This window comes from Nitrosomonas sp. JL21, assembly GCF_009833095.1.
GTDB lineage: Bacteria > Pseudomonadota > Gammaproteobacteria > Burkholderiales > Nitrosomonadaceae > Nitrosomonas.
In genome coordinates this window covers 24,500-39,569 of record NZ_QRCB01000049.1, presented here as the reverse complement: position 1 = coordinate 39,569, position 15,070 = coordinate 24,500, and the positions used below count along the sequence as shown (strand labels likewise).

Below are 15,070 nucleotides of genomic sequence, written 5' to 3'. Positions count from 1 at the left end.
AGCAGCGGGGTATTAACTGCGCTCTTCAACCTACTGGTTTTCAACCAGCTTTCGTCCCCAAGGGACGGGGAATTATACCCGCAGAGATTAAAACTAATCACTTATCTGCAGCATAGTAAGGGAAGCCCTAAAGCTACTTTGTTCGGCAATGGAAAGACGGGGTTGAAATTAGAGCCTATATGATCATTTATTATTCGTAACCGCACCTTCCACTTCATTTTATTTGCTTAACCAACGCTCGCTCTTTATTCAGAACCTCCTTAACGGCACTATTCCTATGATTGTTCAAGAATTTTGTGTATCTCTATCATAACTTGTTGATAACAATGTTGTAAATTTACAAATAACGATCGCGCATCAACCAAATTCTTGGCTTTGCCATACGCTTCAAGCTGTTTCAACAAATCAGATAAGCTCTCAGCGCCAATATTCGCCGAACTCGATTGCAATGTATGAGCACATCGATAAAGGCTATCAGCATCATTATTCAGAATAGCGTGTTGAAGCTGACGCAAATAACCATCCGCGGATTCGGCGTACGTTTGCAGAATTTTGTGCACGAGTCTGTGCTCTTTCGACTGATCAATGCTACGAATCAAATCAAGTCTGCAGGGATTAAGTGCAGGTCGTTCATTGACCTGAGATTGGAGTTCAACAGCCTGAGGCTCGGCAGCTTGAGGTTCGACGACATCGGAAAAACACTCTATTCCCTTCGGCAGCCAACGCATGACTATCTGGTGTAATTGATCGACTGTGTAGGGCTTGGGAAGGAAATCATTCATGCCGACCCTCAGGCAGCGGGAACGGTCAGTCTCAGTCGCATTTGCAGTCATCGCAATGATAGGCAGCTGGATCGCGCCGCCGCGGCGGCGAATCATCGCGGTGGCTTCAAAACCATCCATAACGGGCATCTGGCAATCCATCAAGATCATATCATAGTGTTTTCTGGACAGAAGTTCTAAAGCCTGTTTGCCATTATCGGCGATTTCAGCTTTCAAACCAAGCTTTGTCAACATGGCTATGGCGACATCCTGATTAACCGGGTTATCCTCCACCAGTAATATGCTGCCCTGAAGCGATGGTGCCAACATTGCCACCTGTTCCGCCGCCTTATCGGGAACACAAGCTGGAACGTTGACCTCGCGTGCAAGCACATCACAAATGGCATCCAGCAATTCGATATGGCGGAAAGGCTTATTGACGCACTGGGAAATCCAGCCAGGGCATTGTTGCAATTGAATCGTATCAGTCGGAGCGGACAACAACAAAATCATGCGTGTGCTGTTAAAACGCGGATCAGCATGGATGATACGAGCCAGTTGCAAGCCATCCATGTTGGGCATATGCCGATCGAGAAGCGCCAGATCAAACGGCTTATGTTCATCAATCGCCTGGTTCATCAATTTCAGCGCTTGTTGTGCCTGCCTTGCGCACACGACGTCGACCTGCCAATGTTGCAGCCACGCGGTAAGCATGTCACGGCTCGAGCGATTGTCATCCACCACTAGAATTCTGGTTTTTTTCAAATCGGCATATTGAGAATTAGTTTCGGAAATGACCGGAGATTTTTCCAGCAGCAATTCGATCCAAAAGATGGATCCTTTCCCGGGTGAGCTTTCGACATGAATACTTCCCTGCATCAGCGCCAATATCTTTTTACAGATCGTCAGACCCAGGCCGGTACCGCCGTACTGGCGGGTCGTGGAACCATCCGCTTGAGAAAAATGATCGAAAATCTTGGCATGGTATTCGGCAGGAATGCCAATTCCGGTATCTTCCACACAAATGCTGATGCGTGCCCTATTATCTGTGCGCTCGTGCACTTCCGTGCGGATGATGATTTCACCATGGGCCGTAAACTTAATGGCATTACTCAGCAAATTGGCTATGACTTGGCTTAAGCGGAACGAATCCCCGAAGACCCTGTACCGCATCGTCGGCGGTGTGAATTGCGCGGTCAATTCGAGGCCTTTTTCGTTGGCAGGTTGCGCAAACATCATGAGTGTGTCTTCGATGGCTTTGATGAGATCGAAATCGATGTTCTCCAAACTCATATGATTCGATTCAATTTTAGAAAAATCAAGGATATCGTTGATAATACTCAGCAAATGCTGACCTGAGCGCTGCACCGTTTCGGCAAAACGCCGCTGATCTTTTGCCAGTTGACCGGACAACAGTAACTCTGTCATTCCTAGGATTCCATTCATCGGTGTGCGGATTTCATGACTCATGGTTGCCAAAAATTCGCTTTTGGCTTTACTGGCAGCTTCAGCGGCTTCCTTGGCGTGCACCAATTCCTCAGTTCGCCGCGCAACCTCTGTTTCGAGCTGACCCAGGTGATGCTCGAGCTGCACATCCCGTTCCTGAATCATTTCCAACATGGCGTTGAATCCCTTGGAAAGGGTATTCAATTCGGCAATTTCGGTCAATTTCGCGCGCGCCGTGTAATCCCCTTTGATTGAGACATAATCCATGGCACTGGACAGCCTGTGCAACGGAATCAATACGGCCCTGTTGAGGCGCCGCAGCAGCAAAAACGCGATAATCAATGCCAGCACCACGGCGATGAGCGTGACACTGCTTTGACAGACCATGTGCCAGTACAGCGGAATCAATGAAATTTCCAAATAGACTGAACCGAGCAAATGCTCATTGGAATGGATCGGATGAATGACAGTAACGAAGCTGATCGCCGCCACTTTTTGTTCCAAAACAGGCAATGTCTCCGCCACAAACCGATCGGCGGTTGCATAATACGCGAATCGCACGCTTGCTTCGTCGTAAATGGCAGCAGCCTGAACTTCGCGTAAATTATTCAGCGATTTCAACAACGTTTGCGCAGCATGCTCATCCTTGAACATCAGCGCTGCACTGGCATTCTCGGCCAGGATTCTGGCCGTTGCCCGACCTGATTCCAAGGATGCGTAAAAATTCAGCAGGAAACTGCTCACGATCACTAAGATCGCCACCAAGCCCATGGTTACCGCCTGCGTAACTAAGCTGATTCTTTGAAGCTTGGCACTGAGTGTGATGATTTTCGGTGAGACCGTCTGAATCATTGATAAACCTCCGTGGCGAAACGAAGTAATTGCGAACTCAACCGCAAACCGCTCTTCTTGGCGCTGGCAAGATTGGCTTCAAAAGTGACTTTGCCGTCTTTCAAGGTCATCGTGAGCATCACGCCTTGCTGAGTGCTCCCGGGAATATCGGTAATCGTCAATACCGGCTTGGCATTCAGCACATCGATGATCTTGCCGAGTTGTTCTGTCGCTGAGCGACTAATGAAAACGATCTGACAAACCGAAAGCTCTTCGAGATGCGTGATGTGCCGAACCGATAGTTCGCGTTCATTCGCTTTTTTCTGCCGCAAATGTTGCAAGTACTCGCCAAATGGATCATCGCCATAAATACATATCGTCAGCACTTGATCCGGTAACTCAGGCCATTCGGTATAAGTCGCAAAATTGTAGAGAAACGCCACTTTCAGGCGATATTCCGGTAATTGCTCGGCATGAGTCAAAGAAGAATAGCCCAGCAACGAAAGACCATGCAGCAACATCAACAGGAAGCCGAACCCGATGGCACTCCGCCTACCCCATCCATACAAAAAGCACAGCACCACGGCCAGCCTTGTCGACAAAACGCCCTGCTCCCCCCCGTGATGAATCGCGGGTTGACCGAATGGGCAGCACTTACTTTGTCGCAACGTCATGAATGTATTGGGCTAAAAACGGTAATCCAATCGAAAGCGAACTGTGCGGCCGGGTTGTGTCAGGGCGTTCTGCCAGTTCGTATCAGCCGCCGGATGCTGATAATGCTCGTTGAAGAGATTATAAAAACTCAAGGATGCTTCCAATCCTTTGATCCACCGGACATCGGTAACCATATTCAAATTGGAAAGCACATAACTATCGGTATAGCTGCCGTCCAGCGTTTTTCGCTTGCCGTAATATTGCAATTCAAAGCCCGCTCGCAAACCTGAAATCAACGGTATCGGAACTGAAAAATTCAGCTTACCCAGATAATAAGGCGCATTCAGAAGCTGAGAACTTCTTTGTTCGATATTCTGTACACCGAAACTGCCTCGAAATCGCGCACCCCAATCCCAGGTTTTGTCCAGCGACAATTCCCCTCCCCTAGCCCGTACTTTGCCGGAATGCTGCTGATATTGTGACAGGCCGCTGATGGGGTCGGTTGCTAACGTGATCAGGTTGTACATATCCCAAGCATACATCGTGGCGCGCAGATTGAGTGTGGGATAAGGCAGATAATCAGCTACCAACTCCGCCGTATCCACCGCTTCGCTATGCAATCCTGGATTGGCTACTTGTGAAACACCGTCACCATAGTCACGTTCGTATGAATTCGGTGAGCGGTGCGCACGCCCATAAAGCGCCTTGAAAGTAGCCTTGGGGGTAGCCTGCCAGATCAGCGCTCCGCGCGGACTCAAACGATTACCGATCCATTGGTTGTAATCGTAACGCAAGCCGGCGGTTGCAGACAGGGTATCGGTAATGCGCCATTCGTCCTGTACGTAAAAACCCAACCGCATCACAGAGCTTTTAATACGGAGATTCTCTTCTGGATTATCGAAGTTCTGGAATGCTTGCGTAATACTGGTATTGTTCTGGTATTCGAATCCCGCCATTAGCTTATGGTCGGCAAAAGCAGTGGAGAGCAAGCGCAACTCCACACCGTGCCAATCGCTCGGGCCAGTACTCGTGGTTTTTTCCCCGCTGTAAAACCCTGGTTGTTCAAAACTGTATCGGCCGAGAAATGCACGACCCAGCACATTGAGTGTGTCATTGAGAAAATTATCGTTATACTGAATTTGTGTGTTGAGGCGGCGATCGATGATTGAAGCACCTTTGGTTAAAGGATCAGTAAAGAACACAGCGACTGGATCACCCTTGTGCCGGTTTCCATATATAAAATCGAACGAAAACGGGCCATGCGAGGCGCGTGCGAACATTTGCTTAACATCCTCACCATCCAGGCGATGCGCAATACCGGAAATGCCGGAATCACCGAATTCAAAGAAACGATTCGCGCCGCGCGATTGCAAACCGGAGAAAGAGATGAGTGCATCGGTACCATTATCGAATTGTTTACCCAACGTGACACGCTCTTGTGGCATGACTTCTACGGTTTGGTACGAGGCTGACAACTCAGCGCCTTTGATGTCGCTGCCTTTACGAGTAACGATATTCACTACGCCGAGCATCGCATTCTGACCGTAGACGGCACTGCCCGGACCGGGAATGAATTCGATTCGTTCGATCAGGTCAATATCAAGCGGGAAATCCCGCCCTGTCGGACCTTGATCGTACGTGGCGTCATTAATGCGATTGCCGTTAATTGTAACCAGCACACGCGTATTGAAATCCCCCGGCAATCCAAAACCGCGCGTGCCCAGGTAGTCGTATTGATAGTCATACGTGGGATGAATACCTGGCAGACTGGCCAGCGCTTCATTCAGCGTGCGCCAGCCGTAGGTTCGGATATCCTTGCGGGTAATGACGCTTACCGCGGCGGCGACCTGTTGTTGCTTTTGCTCGTATTTTGACGCCCCGACGACGCTGATGTTCATCAGTTCTTCCAGACTCAATTGCTCCAAGTTGGCGGAGGCAAGTAGCGGAGGAAGATATCCATAGAGCACGCCGAACAATAGTGCTTTCAGCATCAGGCGGCGGAGAAAGAAGGAATGGGTTTGTGAAATCAACACGATCGGCATGCTTGAATGGTAAATTGCTCGATTTAACCATACCGAATTGCCGGCCAAACAAATGAAGAATCAGGTTTTTAGCGGCTTTATATCAAAAATGGGCACAACGACAGAACGATGCGCGCATCATCGAAAACCCAGTGTGACAAGGATCTTGTCGGAATTAAGCCGTGTTGACACAGGCTCTCCCATTGCACAACACGTCACGATCATCAAAGATCAGAGGTGTTGGTTTTCAAGCAACCCCAGGAATCCTCCCGATTGATGATTCCATAATTGCGCATACAACTGATTATTGGCGATGAGCTTGGCGTGACTGCCCTGTTCCACGATTTGCCCTTTGTCGAACACGATCAGGCGATCCATTGCCGCGATAGTGGATAGTCGGTGAGCGATGGCGATTACCGTCTTGCCTTCCATCAATTGGTACAGACTTTGTTGAATGCCGGCCTCGACCTCAGAATCGAGCGCCGATGTGGCTTCATCGAGCACCAGGATGGGGGCGTTTTTCAATAGTACCCGCGCAATCGCGATACGCTGTCGTTGGCCGCCGGAAAGCGTGACGCCACGTTCACCCACATGGGCGTCATAACCCGTCCGGCCCTTGTTATCTCTGAGCTTCAGAATGAATTCATGCGCATGAGCTTGTTTGGCGGCCGCCATCATTTCATCATCCGTGGCGGTTGGTCTGCCAAATAAAATATTGTCCCGAACGGATCGATGCAACAGTGAAGTATCCTGCGTCACCATCGCAATATGGGCGCGCAGACTATCCTGAGTCACGCTGCGGATATCTTGCCCATCAATGGTAATCGTGCCTTGCTGCACGTCGTAAAATCGCAACAGTAGATTGACGAAGGTCGACTTGCCCGCACCCGATCGACCCACGATGCCGACTTTTTCACCGGCGGCGATGTGCAGATTGAAATTGTCGAAGATGGGTGAGAAATTCCTTTCGCCAGCATGATACGTAAAACCGACACGATAGAAATCGATTTCGCCACGTTCGATTTTCAATTCCTGGGCATTGGCATCATCAACCACTTGTTGCGGTCGAGATAAGGTATTGATGCCATCCTGGACTGTGCCGATATTTTCAAACAGCGCATTGACTTCCCACATGACCCAGTGCGACATGCCGGTGATTCGGATGGCCAGACTCATGACCACGGCAATGGCTCCGGGCCCGATGGCGCCTTGCAACCACAGGTAAATTCCCAGCGCACCGGTCACGAATACCAACTGCATGTTGATCATCCAGACGCTGGCATTGAGCAGTGTCGACAGTCGCATTTGCGGATGTACCGTCGCCATGAATTCTTCCATGCCGGCTTTGGCATACGCCGATTCCCGCTGACTCCGGGAAAATAATTTCAGGGTCAGTATATTCGTATAACTATCGACGATCCGGCCGGTCATCAGCGAACGCGCATCCGCCTGCAATGTGGAAATGCGTTTCAATTTCGGCACGAAATACGACAACACGCCAAGATATAGCACCAACCAAGCCAGCAAGGGCAGGCACAAACGCGGATCGGCATTGATCACCAGTGTCAGTGTAGTCGCCAGGTACACTGATACGAACAGAATCACATCGAGCAACTTCATCACCGTTTCGCGGACGGCCAACGCGGTTTGCAGGACTTTCGTAGCAATACGCCCGCTGAATTCGTGCTGAAAAAAGGTATAGCTTTGATCGAGCAAATAGCGGTGCGACAGCCAACGCACCCGCATTGGAAAATTGCCCATCAGCGTTTGATGAATGACCGAGGAATGCAACAGCACCAATAATGGAATCCCGATCAAAATGAAAAGTGACATCAGCAATAACGTTGGCCATTCCGTTTCCAGAAAATGCGCGGTTTCTCTTTCCGCCAGCCAATCGACCAATTGGCCCAGCACACCGTAGAGCATGGCCTCGCTGATGGCCAGGCAGGTTGTGAGAACCGCCAAGATGACCAAATGTATCTCAATGCCACGAACGTAATGGCGGCAAAACTGGAACAACCCTTTGGGCGGTTCAGTGGGATGCTCCGGCGGATAGGGATCGATGAGACGTTCGAAAAAACCGAACATAATTAAGCTACCTCTGGCGATTCAATCGCTCAATGGGAATACGAAGAAATCATAGCCTTATCGACGTTAGCCGTGCAGATCCCTTTGGCGGAGTTCTGTAAAACTATCGCGCTCGATGTCGGTATGGCTGCATTCAGATCGGGTTCCACTTGCTCATTGACCAGAGCTGGTGGCGCATGTTCATCCGATTTCGCCTTACCTGACCTTCACGCGTTACCTTTTCGTAACTACCTAGCTGCTGCTCAACTGTTCAAAAATTCGGAATCCGGCCACGTAAGTACCGATAGCAGCGCCCAGCGTGGAGAAAATAAAAACCAGCAAAACCCGCGTAACCTGATTATCCCACCAGCCTTTCAGCGTGGTCGTGTCATTCCTGAGACGGTTAAAGTCGCTGACCTTGGGTTTTCGCAGATAAGCTTCGACAGCAGCCACCACCATGCCGGCCCCCACCGCAGGATGCAGAGTCGTCAATGGAGCAGCCACAAAGGCGCTCAAGATCGACAATGGATGCGCCAGGGCCATCGCGGTGCCCAACGCCGACAATCCACCGGTAATCAATATCCAGTCTACAACCATGTTGAGGCCGATTTCCGGGCCGCGCATGAAGCCGATGACAAAACCTGCCAAAATGAACACAACAATCAGCGAAGGTATCAGCTTGACCCACCGCGAAGACGGCGGAATCTCATCCAACCGGGCAATACGGTCATCCGGATCGGAAATGCCGTGCGATGTCAGCAAGTGCGCCATGCCTTTCAGATGTCCAGCGCCGATCACCACCAAGACATGCTGATAGTTATTCTCGGTACATTCTTTGATGAGGCGCGCCGACATGTATTCATCACGCTCACTGATCAATGGTCGGAATAAATCCTTTTCATCTTCGGCAAATTTTGAAAAGGAACTCTCCAGCACGTCACCTTCCTTTAATTTCTCAATTTCCTCGGCGCTGAACTTCTCTTTGCTGATGACGCTTTCGATCAATCCAGCAAATACTACAATGCGTTTCCACCACGACACGTTCCGATAAATCCGTTTCATGGTCGTACCTATTTCGCGATCTATCAGCAAGACTGGCAATTTCGCCGCCTGAGCATCCTTGATGGCAACGCGCATTTCCGCCCCCGGCTCAATGCCCAGTTGCTCCGCCATGCGTTGCTGAAAAGCACCCAGCGCCAAACTGGCCGCCACCATGCTGGCCTGGCCTTTTTTAATTACCTGGAACAAATCCATTCGGGCCATTGCATCCGGATTGACAATCACTTTATGACGGCTCGGGCACAGCTCAATAGCAACCGCGTCATATTGCCCAGTTGCGATTAATTCCTGCACTTTGTCGGCACTGGCCTTGGAAACATGCGCAGTACCCAGCAATGTCATCATGCAGCCATCAACCGTGATTGTTTTAAGTGGCTCTGTAAGCGTCTCGCCTTTCTTCGGCAAACCCATATCAGACTGATCTAATTTATTCATGTGTTTTAAAAATGATAAGAAATAAGCGGGAAATCGCTGCAGGCTTTTTTCGGCAGCGCAAAGATTATCACGCCCGTGATCAAAACAAAATTCAATTTCCTGCCGGGACTCATCTCCGTTGCTTTCTCCTGTCAACGGTAGACTGCGCGCATTCCTAAAGTGCCGTGCTATCGCCACCCAGGACATCTGTACTATTTAGAAATGGATAGATGGACTGGCAAAACAGGCGTACTTTCTCATGGAATCATCCCGTCATGGCACATACAATACCCACCGCCCCACGAAAGGTATCAGCTTTTTTGCAAGTGCGCATGACCCTCAGTTATCGCTGCCTTTCATTCTTCATGTGTAAGCTCATGTTGGAGATATCGAAATGGAAAAGTGTATGAAACTCAACACATTCAACGCTTCAATCAAATGACTAACCGCATCATACACGCCAGCGTTGTGAATCACTTTGACAGCGATTCCAGGAAGAATATCTTTGATATGGGTATCATCGGAACCCTCCCCAGCATTCTTACGATAACGATGACTGGAATTCCAAGCAGTTCCTTTGAAAGCCATGTCAGCTTTACCATTCCGGCATTTCCAAGCGCTTCCGGTTCAGCTCATAGCTATGCATTGAATTTCTTGGGCATTCAAATATCAGAAATCACCGGCTTCATCGTCGAAGTATGGCGTGATACTGACCCAGGAAAAAGTACGTTATACGGCACTTTCCTGGGAAACACTGCTCGGAATCTCCTCGGTCATCTGCCTGCCGGCCTTTATCATCTCGACATCAGCGGTCATTTGCGAAGCACAGCTGATGCTGGGCGATATTCTGTCGCGCTGCAAGCGTTGCCTGTCCCAGAACCGACAACTTATGCGCTGCTACTGGCTGGCTTAGGCTGGGCAAGATGGGTTGCCCGGCGCCGTAAATTTGCATAGTTTGAGCGTAGTTACCACTGCAATACCATAAAATTTCAACAGAAAAGTAAAAAACCGCTGCTCTTGGCAATTCAGACTTCTCAGCCCATTGCTTGTGACTTTCCAGAGTTTTTTAATGAAAGTGATGGCTTTGAAATTTTTTTCTTTTTTCATTCATCGAAACTCACTGGTACCGTTCTACTGAAGAACTCGCTGGATAACCTCATTGCATGCTGTAAAACTGAATTCGTAAATAACAGTGTACAATTCATTCATTAGTTTAATGGCAATATTCCAAGCATCGCAATAGACGAGAAACTCAACAGGAAATGAGTGTCATGAAAAAATCAATCTCTATGGTATTTCTGCTATCCGCAACCACGTTATCAGGATGCGCCACTTCATCCGAGAACACTCATGCGCCTTATGTGTTACCGTCTCAGTTCCAGACGTATAGCTGCGATGAGTTATCGGCCGAAATCGACCGAATCCAGAACCGTGTCATTCAATTGACCGGCAAATCCAAGGACAATCATCCGACCAAAGATAAATGGACACTCGGCACCGATTTATCTCTTTCCTGGGCCGCATTGTTCGCACTAGGAGGTACAAAAGAACAGGAAGCGGAATATATTCAGCTAAAAAGTGAATATGACGCACTGCAGCAATGGGCGGTTGCAAAAAAATGCCCTGGCGCAATTCCGGCAGATAACCCCCCGGAATTTGATCCCAATTTAGTAGAAGAATCTCGTTCCGTCAACACTCACAACTAATACTGAACAATGCATTAGGAAAACTGCACAATTACTGCATTCGGGCATGCAGCACTGAAATCAGTGCTCAATATGCTCATTGATCACACCCGGCCTGATCATCGCTCTGCCTCTACAGGTTCTCTTAATGATCAGATATAGCATTTTCTCCCTATTATGATGGGTTCTTCTCGTTCGAGACCTACACGCTCAGACTTCGGTGACACGCAAGATAGCGCGGTGTCCAGGCATGAGGTATTTTGTACACGAAATTGTAGCGCGCCACATGATAGCTTGGATCAAAGCCATAGAAATTGAGCTTCATTTTCTGAAGTTCTTCATCACGGTAACTCTGCAATGATTTTTGCTGTTCATCTCGTTGCCGCTGAAAGAATTTCCGGTTTATCAACTTCGAAAATTCTGGGTCATGGGCAACGGTTTCAGCAATATGAGCAATTTTTTTCTTGAATTCGTCCAGATCCCCAGTAAAACAATCGTCAATCAATCTCATTCGACGCGCTTCCAAAGCGCCAATAGGCAAACGCCTTTGCATGAATGAATCGATTTGCTGACCCACACGTCGGGGCAGTAGATAGGTCCAGTATTCAGATCCGTATAGATTACCCATGTTTTTATAATGCGGGTTTAAAATGACCGACTCACGCGCGTAAATATAATCTGCAGCCAGCGACAGGAAAACACCGCCTGCGCCGGCATTGGCTTGCAGCGCTGCGATCGTGATTCGATCGGTAGTGGTAATGATGGCCTGAACCAGATCGTTCATCGCGTTGATATTGCGCCATGATTCATCTGCCGGGCTGATAGCGGCTTCGATGTGATTCAGATGAATGCCGTTCGACCAGAACTCGCACCCACCCATCAATACAATTACTCGAACATCGCTTTTGGCAGCTTGCAAATATGCTTTCAATAAGCGCTCGCACTGCGCGGTATCCATCGCGCCATTGTAAAACTCGAAGTGCAGATAACCTATGTTATTGTTTTGCTCAAACCAGATATCCCGGTAGGTCATGCTCGACTGAACAGCGTCCGAATCCGCCGGGATTTCCGGAACGGCCGCCAAATAATCCTGCAAAACAATGGTTGCAGCTAACTTGGCAGTGGGTTCTGTATCTTTTTTTCCCCTTACATAGCCGATCCAAATAGCGCCATCGGCAGTAGCACGGCAGACGGCATGATTACGCTTGGCAATGATGGTTCCCGGTTCACCACTGAGATTTTGTTCATTGCAAGCATCAAATAAATAATAGGGTTGTCCGAAAAGCGTATCCAGTACGCCTGGAAAACCATCCGCCGCGTAAATTTTCCTCAAAACAGTCTCGGTACTGTCGTGTTGCCAATTGATGGCGCGGTCGCTTTGCCGGATCGGCTTATGCAAGCGGCCATGCACATCGGAATGGGAATAATCCAGCGGAACCGGATGAAAAATACCTGACTGGAAGCGCTTCACAGCCGTCAGGACAGCACGGGTGGCCGCCTCAACGACTTCATGGCGATATAAACTGCTTTTACTGGCAAACCGCATAGCAAACACCTCCGCCGCCCAGATATCACCGGCATCCATTTCTGCATTGGCCTGCAATACTGTCACACCCCATTCCGTCAAACCCTTCAGGATTGCCCAATCCAATGCAGAAGGACCGCGGTCACCGATAATTCCCGGGTGAACAACGAAACACGTATGATTACGCCAGATCGATTCCGGTATCGCGCGTTTAAGAAAGGGTGCAATGATCAGGTCTGGACGGAATAAATTTACTGCTTCACAGGTAATCGCATCATTGATGTCGAACTCGATCGAAATATCATGACCACATCCCGTCAGTTCTACAAACAAACGTTGCGCCAAGCAATTGAAGCTATGCGTGAGAAATAGAATTCTCAACGTCGGAGATTAACAAATACGCGGAAGCTGTTCTCCGCTTAGCCAGTCGACCACGCGATTGCCTCCAAATGAAGTCTGCATTTGCACAAAGCAATGAGCATCTTCGATGACTTCACCGATGATGGCGGCATTCCTGCCCAACGGATGCGCGCGCATTACATTCAGCAAATTTTCCGCATCTCCTGCTGCACAAATCGCAACAAGCTTGCCTTCATTCGCAATGTACAATGGATCCAGACCGAGAAATTCACAGGCGGCATTCACTTCTTGACGAATGGGCAATCGATCTTCATGGATCATCATGCCAATGGAGGATTGTTGTGCAATTTCATTCAATGTGGTGGCAATTCCACCACGCGTCGGATCGCGCAACACGTGAATTTTCGGTACAGCAACGACCATATTGGCTACCAGTTCATGCAGAGCCGCAGTATCCGATTCGATACTGGTTTGAAAAGATAAGTTCTCACGAAACGCCATCACAGCAATACCATGATCTCCCAATGTTCCCGATACCACTATTTTGTCGCCAGGCTGAGCATTTGCGCCAGAAATATTGATTCCTTCCGGCACGATACCAAGGCCGGTGGTGGTGATGAACACGCCATCGCCACTGCCTTTTTCAACCACTTTGGTATCTCCGGTCACGATCGGGACGCCAACATTCTGCGCCGCCTTGGCCATCGACTCCACAATGCGTTTGAGATCGGATAAGGGAAGTCCTTCTTCGAGAATAAAACTGACCGCCAAATAACAGGGCTTGGCGCCAGCCATCGCAATATCATTGATTGTGCCATGCACCGACAAACAGCCGATGTCTCCTCCCGGAAAGAATAACGGCGTTACCACATGACTGTCGGTTGACATGACCATGCGGCCGATCGCACTTGGGAAGCAAGCCTGATCATTCATCGGTCGCAGATATTCATTATCAAACGCCACTATGAACATCTGCTGTATCAATTGCGCCATCGCACGGCCGCCACTGCCATGCGTCATTTCGATACAACCATGCTTTAAATCAAGTTTTCGACTGTATCCTGGCTTGACTATACTGATTGCTGACATGAATTCTCCGCCATCACCTGATTTTTATCGCGGAAACGACCATAGCGATAGTAAGCAGCGCAAGCGCCTTCAGATGACACCATGCATGACCCAATGGGATTTTCGGGAGTGCACACCGTCCCAAAAATTTTGCAATCCCGCGGTTGTTTGACGCCTCTCAGGATTGCGCCACATTCGCAGGCTTTATTATCGGCGATGGAAAATTCCGAAATCTGAAAACGACGCTCGGCGTCGAAATCGGCATATGCCGATTTGATCTTCAAAGCGCTATAAGGCACCTTCCCAAGTCCGCGCCATTCAAAGCTACGACGTAGTTCAAACACCTCAGCCACGAGTGATTGCGCTTTCATATTACCGTCAGGCATAACCGCGCGAGTGAACTCATTTTCAACTTCGGCACGACTTGAGTTAACCTGACGTACCAACATCAAGATAGCCTGCATGACATCCAACGGTTCAAAACCGGCTATTACCACGGGTTTCTGAAACTCTTCAGCAAAGTACTCATAAGGCCGACTGCCAATCACAACAGAAACATGAGCCGGACCGATAAAGCCATCGAGTGCAATCACGCCGAGTTCACGAACTTCAGGCGACTGCAGGATATGCGATATAGCCGAGGGCGTTAGCACATGATTGCAAAAAACCGAAAAATTTTTCAAACCCAGCGCCTGTGCTTGTTGAATCGCAACCGCCGTGGGTGGCGTCGTTGTCTCAAACCCAATGGCAAAAAAAACGACTTGATGCTGCGGATTGTCTTGGGCAATTTTTAGAGCATCAGTGCTGGAATATACCATGCGCACATCCGCTCCCTGTGCTTTTGCTTTCAACAAATTCATCCCATTATTAACGGGTATGCGCAATAAATCTCCGTAGCTGCAGAGTATCACATTCGATGTTTGCGCCAGATGAATCGCATTCGCCACACGTCCAATCGGCAAAATACAAACCGGACAACCTGGTCCATGAATCATTTGCACATTATCAGGAAGCAAGTCGACAATGCCGAAACGTGAAATGGCGTGGGTATGTCCGCCGCAAAACTCCATGAACTGATAGCGGCGCTCAGAATCGGCCTCGATTGCAATGTTGGCGGCAATTTGCCGGGCCAGTTTTCCTTCTCGGAATTCGTCGATGTATTTCATAAAAAATTATTGC

The 15,070-nt window shown here is 49.0% G+C and carries 10 protein-coding genes; 2 read left to right on the top strand and 8 right to left on the bottom strand.

Annotated elements, in window-relative coordinates:
* Positions 1-275 precede the first annotated feature (275 nt).
* From ABF87_RS13135 to ABF87_RS13115, 5 genes are all read right to left on the bottom strand, one after another.
* A complete protein-coding gene (locus tag ABF87_RS13135; protein WP_164503242.1) occupies positions 276-3,059 on the bottom strand; it encodes a response regulator in 2,784 nt (927 codons plus the stop codon).
* Complete coding sequence (locus ABF87_RS13130) at positions 3,056-3,712, bottom strand: YfiR family protein (RefSeq protein ID WP_240143683.1); 657 nt, start codon at positions 3,710-3,712, stop codon at positions 3,056-3,058. Before ABF87_RS13130 ends, ABF87_RS13135 begins: the two co-directional genes overlap by 4 nt.
* Before the next feature lie 12 nt (positions 3,713-3,724).
* Positions 3,725-5,725 carry a TonB-dependent receptor gene (locus ABF87_RS13125; protein WP_345789919.1) on the bottom strand — a complete coding sequence of 667 codons (2,001 nt, stop codon included), beginning with the start codon at positions 5,723-5,725 and terminating at the stop codon, positions 3,725-3,727.
* A gap of 219 nt (positions 5,726-5,944) precedes the next feature.
* A complete protein-coding gene (locus ABF87_RS13120; RefSeq protein ID WP_160829566.1) occupies positions 5,945-7,801 on the bottom strand; it encodes an ABC transporter ATP-binding protein in 1,857 nt (618 codons plus the stop codon).
* Positions 7,802-8,032: 231 nt separating this feature from the next.
* Positions 8,033-9,274: a TraB/GumN family protein gene (locus ABF87_RS13115; protein ID WP_160829565.1), complete on the bottom strand. Its 1,242-nt coding sequence runs from the start codon at positions 9,272-9,274 to the stop codon at positions 8,033-8,035.
* A 381-nt stretch (positions 9,275-9,655) separates the two neighbouring features.
* Between ABF87_RS13115 and ABF87_RS13110 the strand changes: the two genes are divergently transcribed.
* Both ABF87_RS13110 and ABF87_RS13105 read left to right on the top strand, forming a co-directional pair.
* Positions 9,656-10,207, top strand: a complete 552-nt coding sequence (locus ABF87_RS13110) for a PEP-CTERM sorting domain-containing protein (RefSeq protein ID WP_193568017.1) — start codon at positions 9,656-9,658, stop codon at positions 10,205-10,207.
* Between the two features lie 317 nt (positions 10,208-10,524).
* A complete protein-coding gene (locus ABF87_RS13105) occupies positions 10,525-10,959 on the top strand; it encodes a hypothetical protein (protein WP_160829564.1) in 435 nt (144 codons plus the stop codon).
* 181 nt (positions 10,960-11,140) lie between these two features.
* Here ABF87_RS13105 and ABF87_RS13100 read toward each other — a convergent pair whose 3' ends face one another.
* From ABF87_RS13100 to hypD, 3 genes are read right to left on the bottom strand one after another with little or no spacing between them, the layout of a single operon-like run.
* Positions 11,141-12,808, bottom strand: a complete 1,668-nt coding sequence (locus ABF87_RS13100; protein ID WP_240143682.1) for a hydrogenase maturation protein — start codon at positions 12,806-12,808, stop codon at positions 11,141-11,143.
* Between the two features lie 45 nt (positions 12,809-12,853).
* The gene (gene hypE / locus ABF87_RS13095) at positions 12,854-13,912 is read right to left on the bottom strand and encodes a hydrogenase expression/formation protein HypE (RefSeq protein ID WP_160829562.1); all 1,059 of its coding nucleotides are present in this window, start codon (positions 13,910-13,912) and stop codon (positions 12,854-12,856) included.
* Complete coding sequence (gene hypD / locus ABF87_RS13090) at positions 13,894-15,057, bottom strand: hydrogenase formation protein HypD (protein ID WP_160829561.1); 1,164 nt, start codon at positions 15,055-15,057, stop codon at positions 13,894-13,896. Before hypD ends, hypE begins: the two co-directional genes overlap by 19 nt.
* Positions 15,058-15,070: the final 13 nt, after the last annotated feature.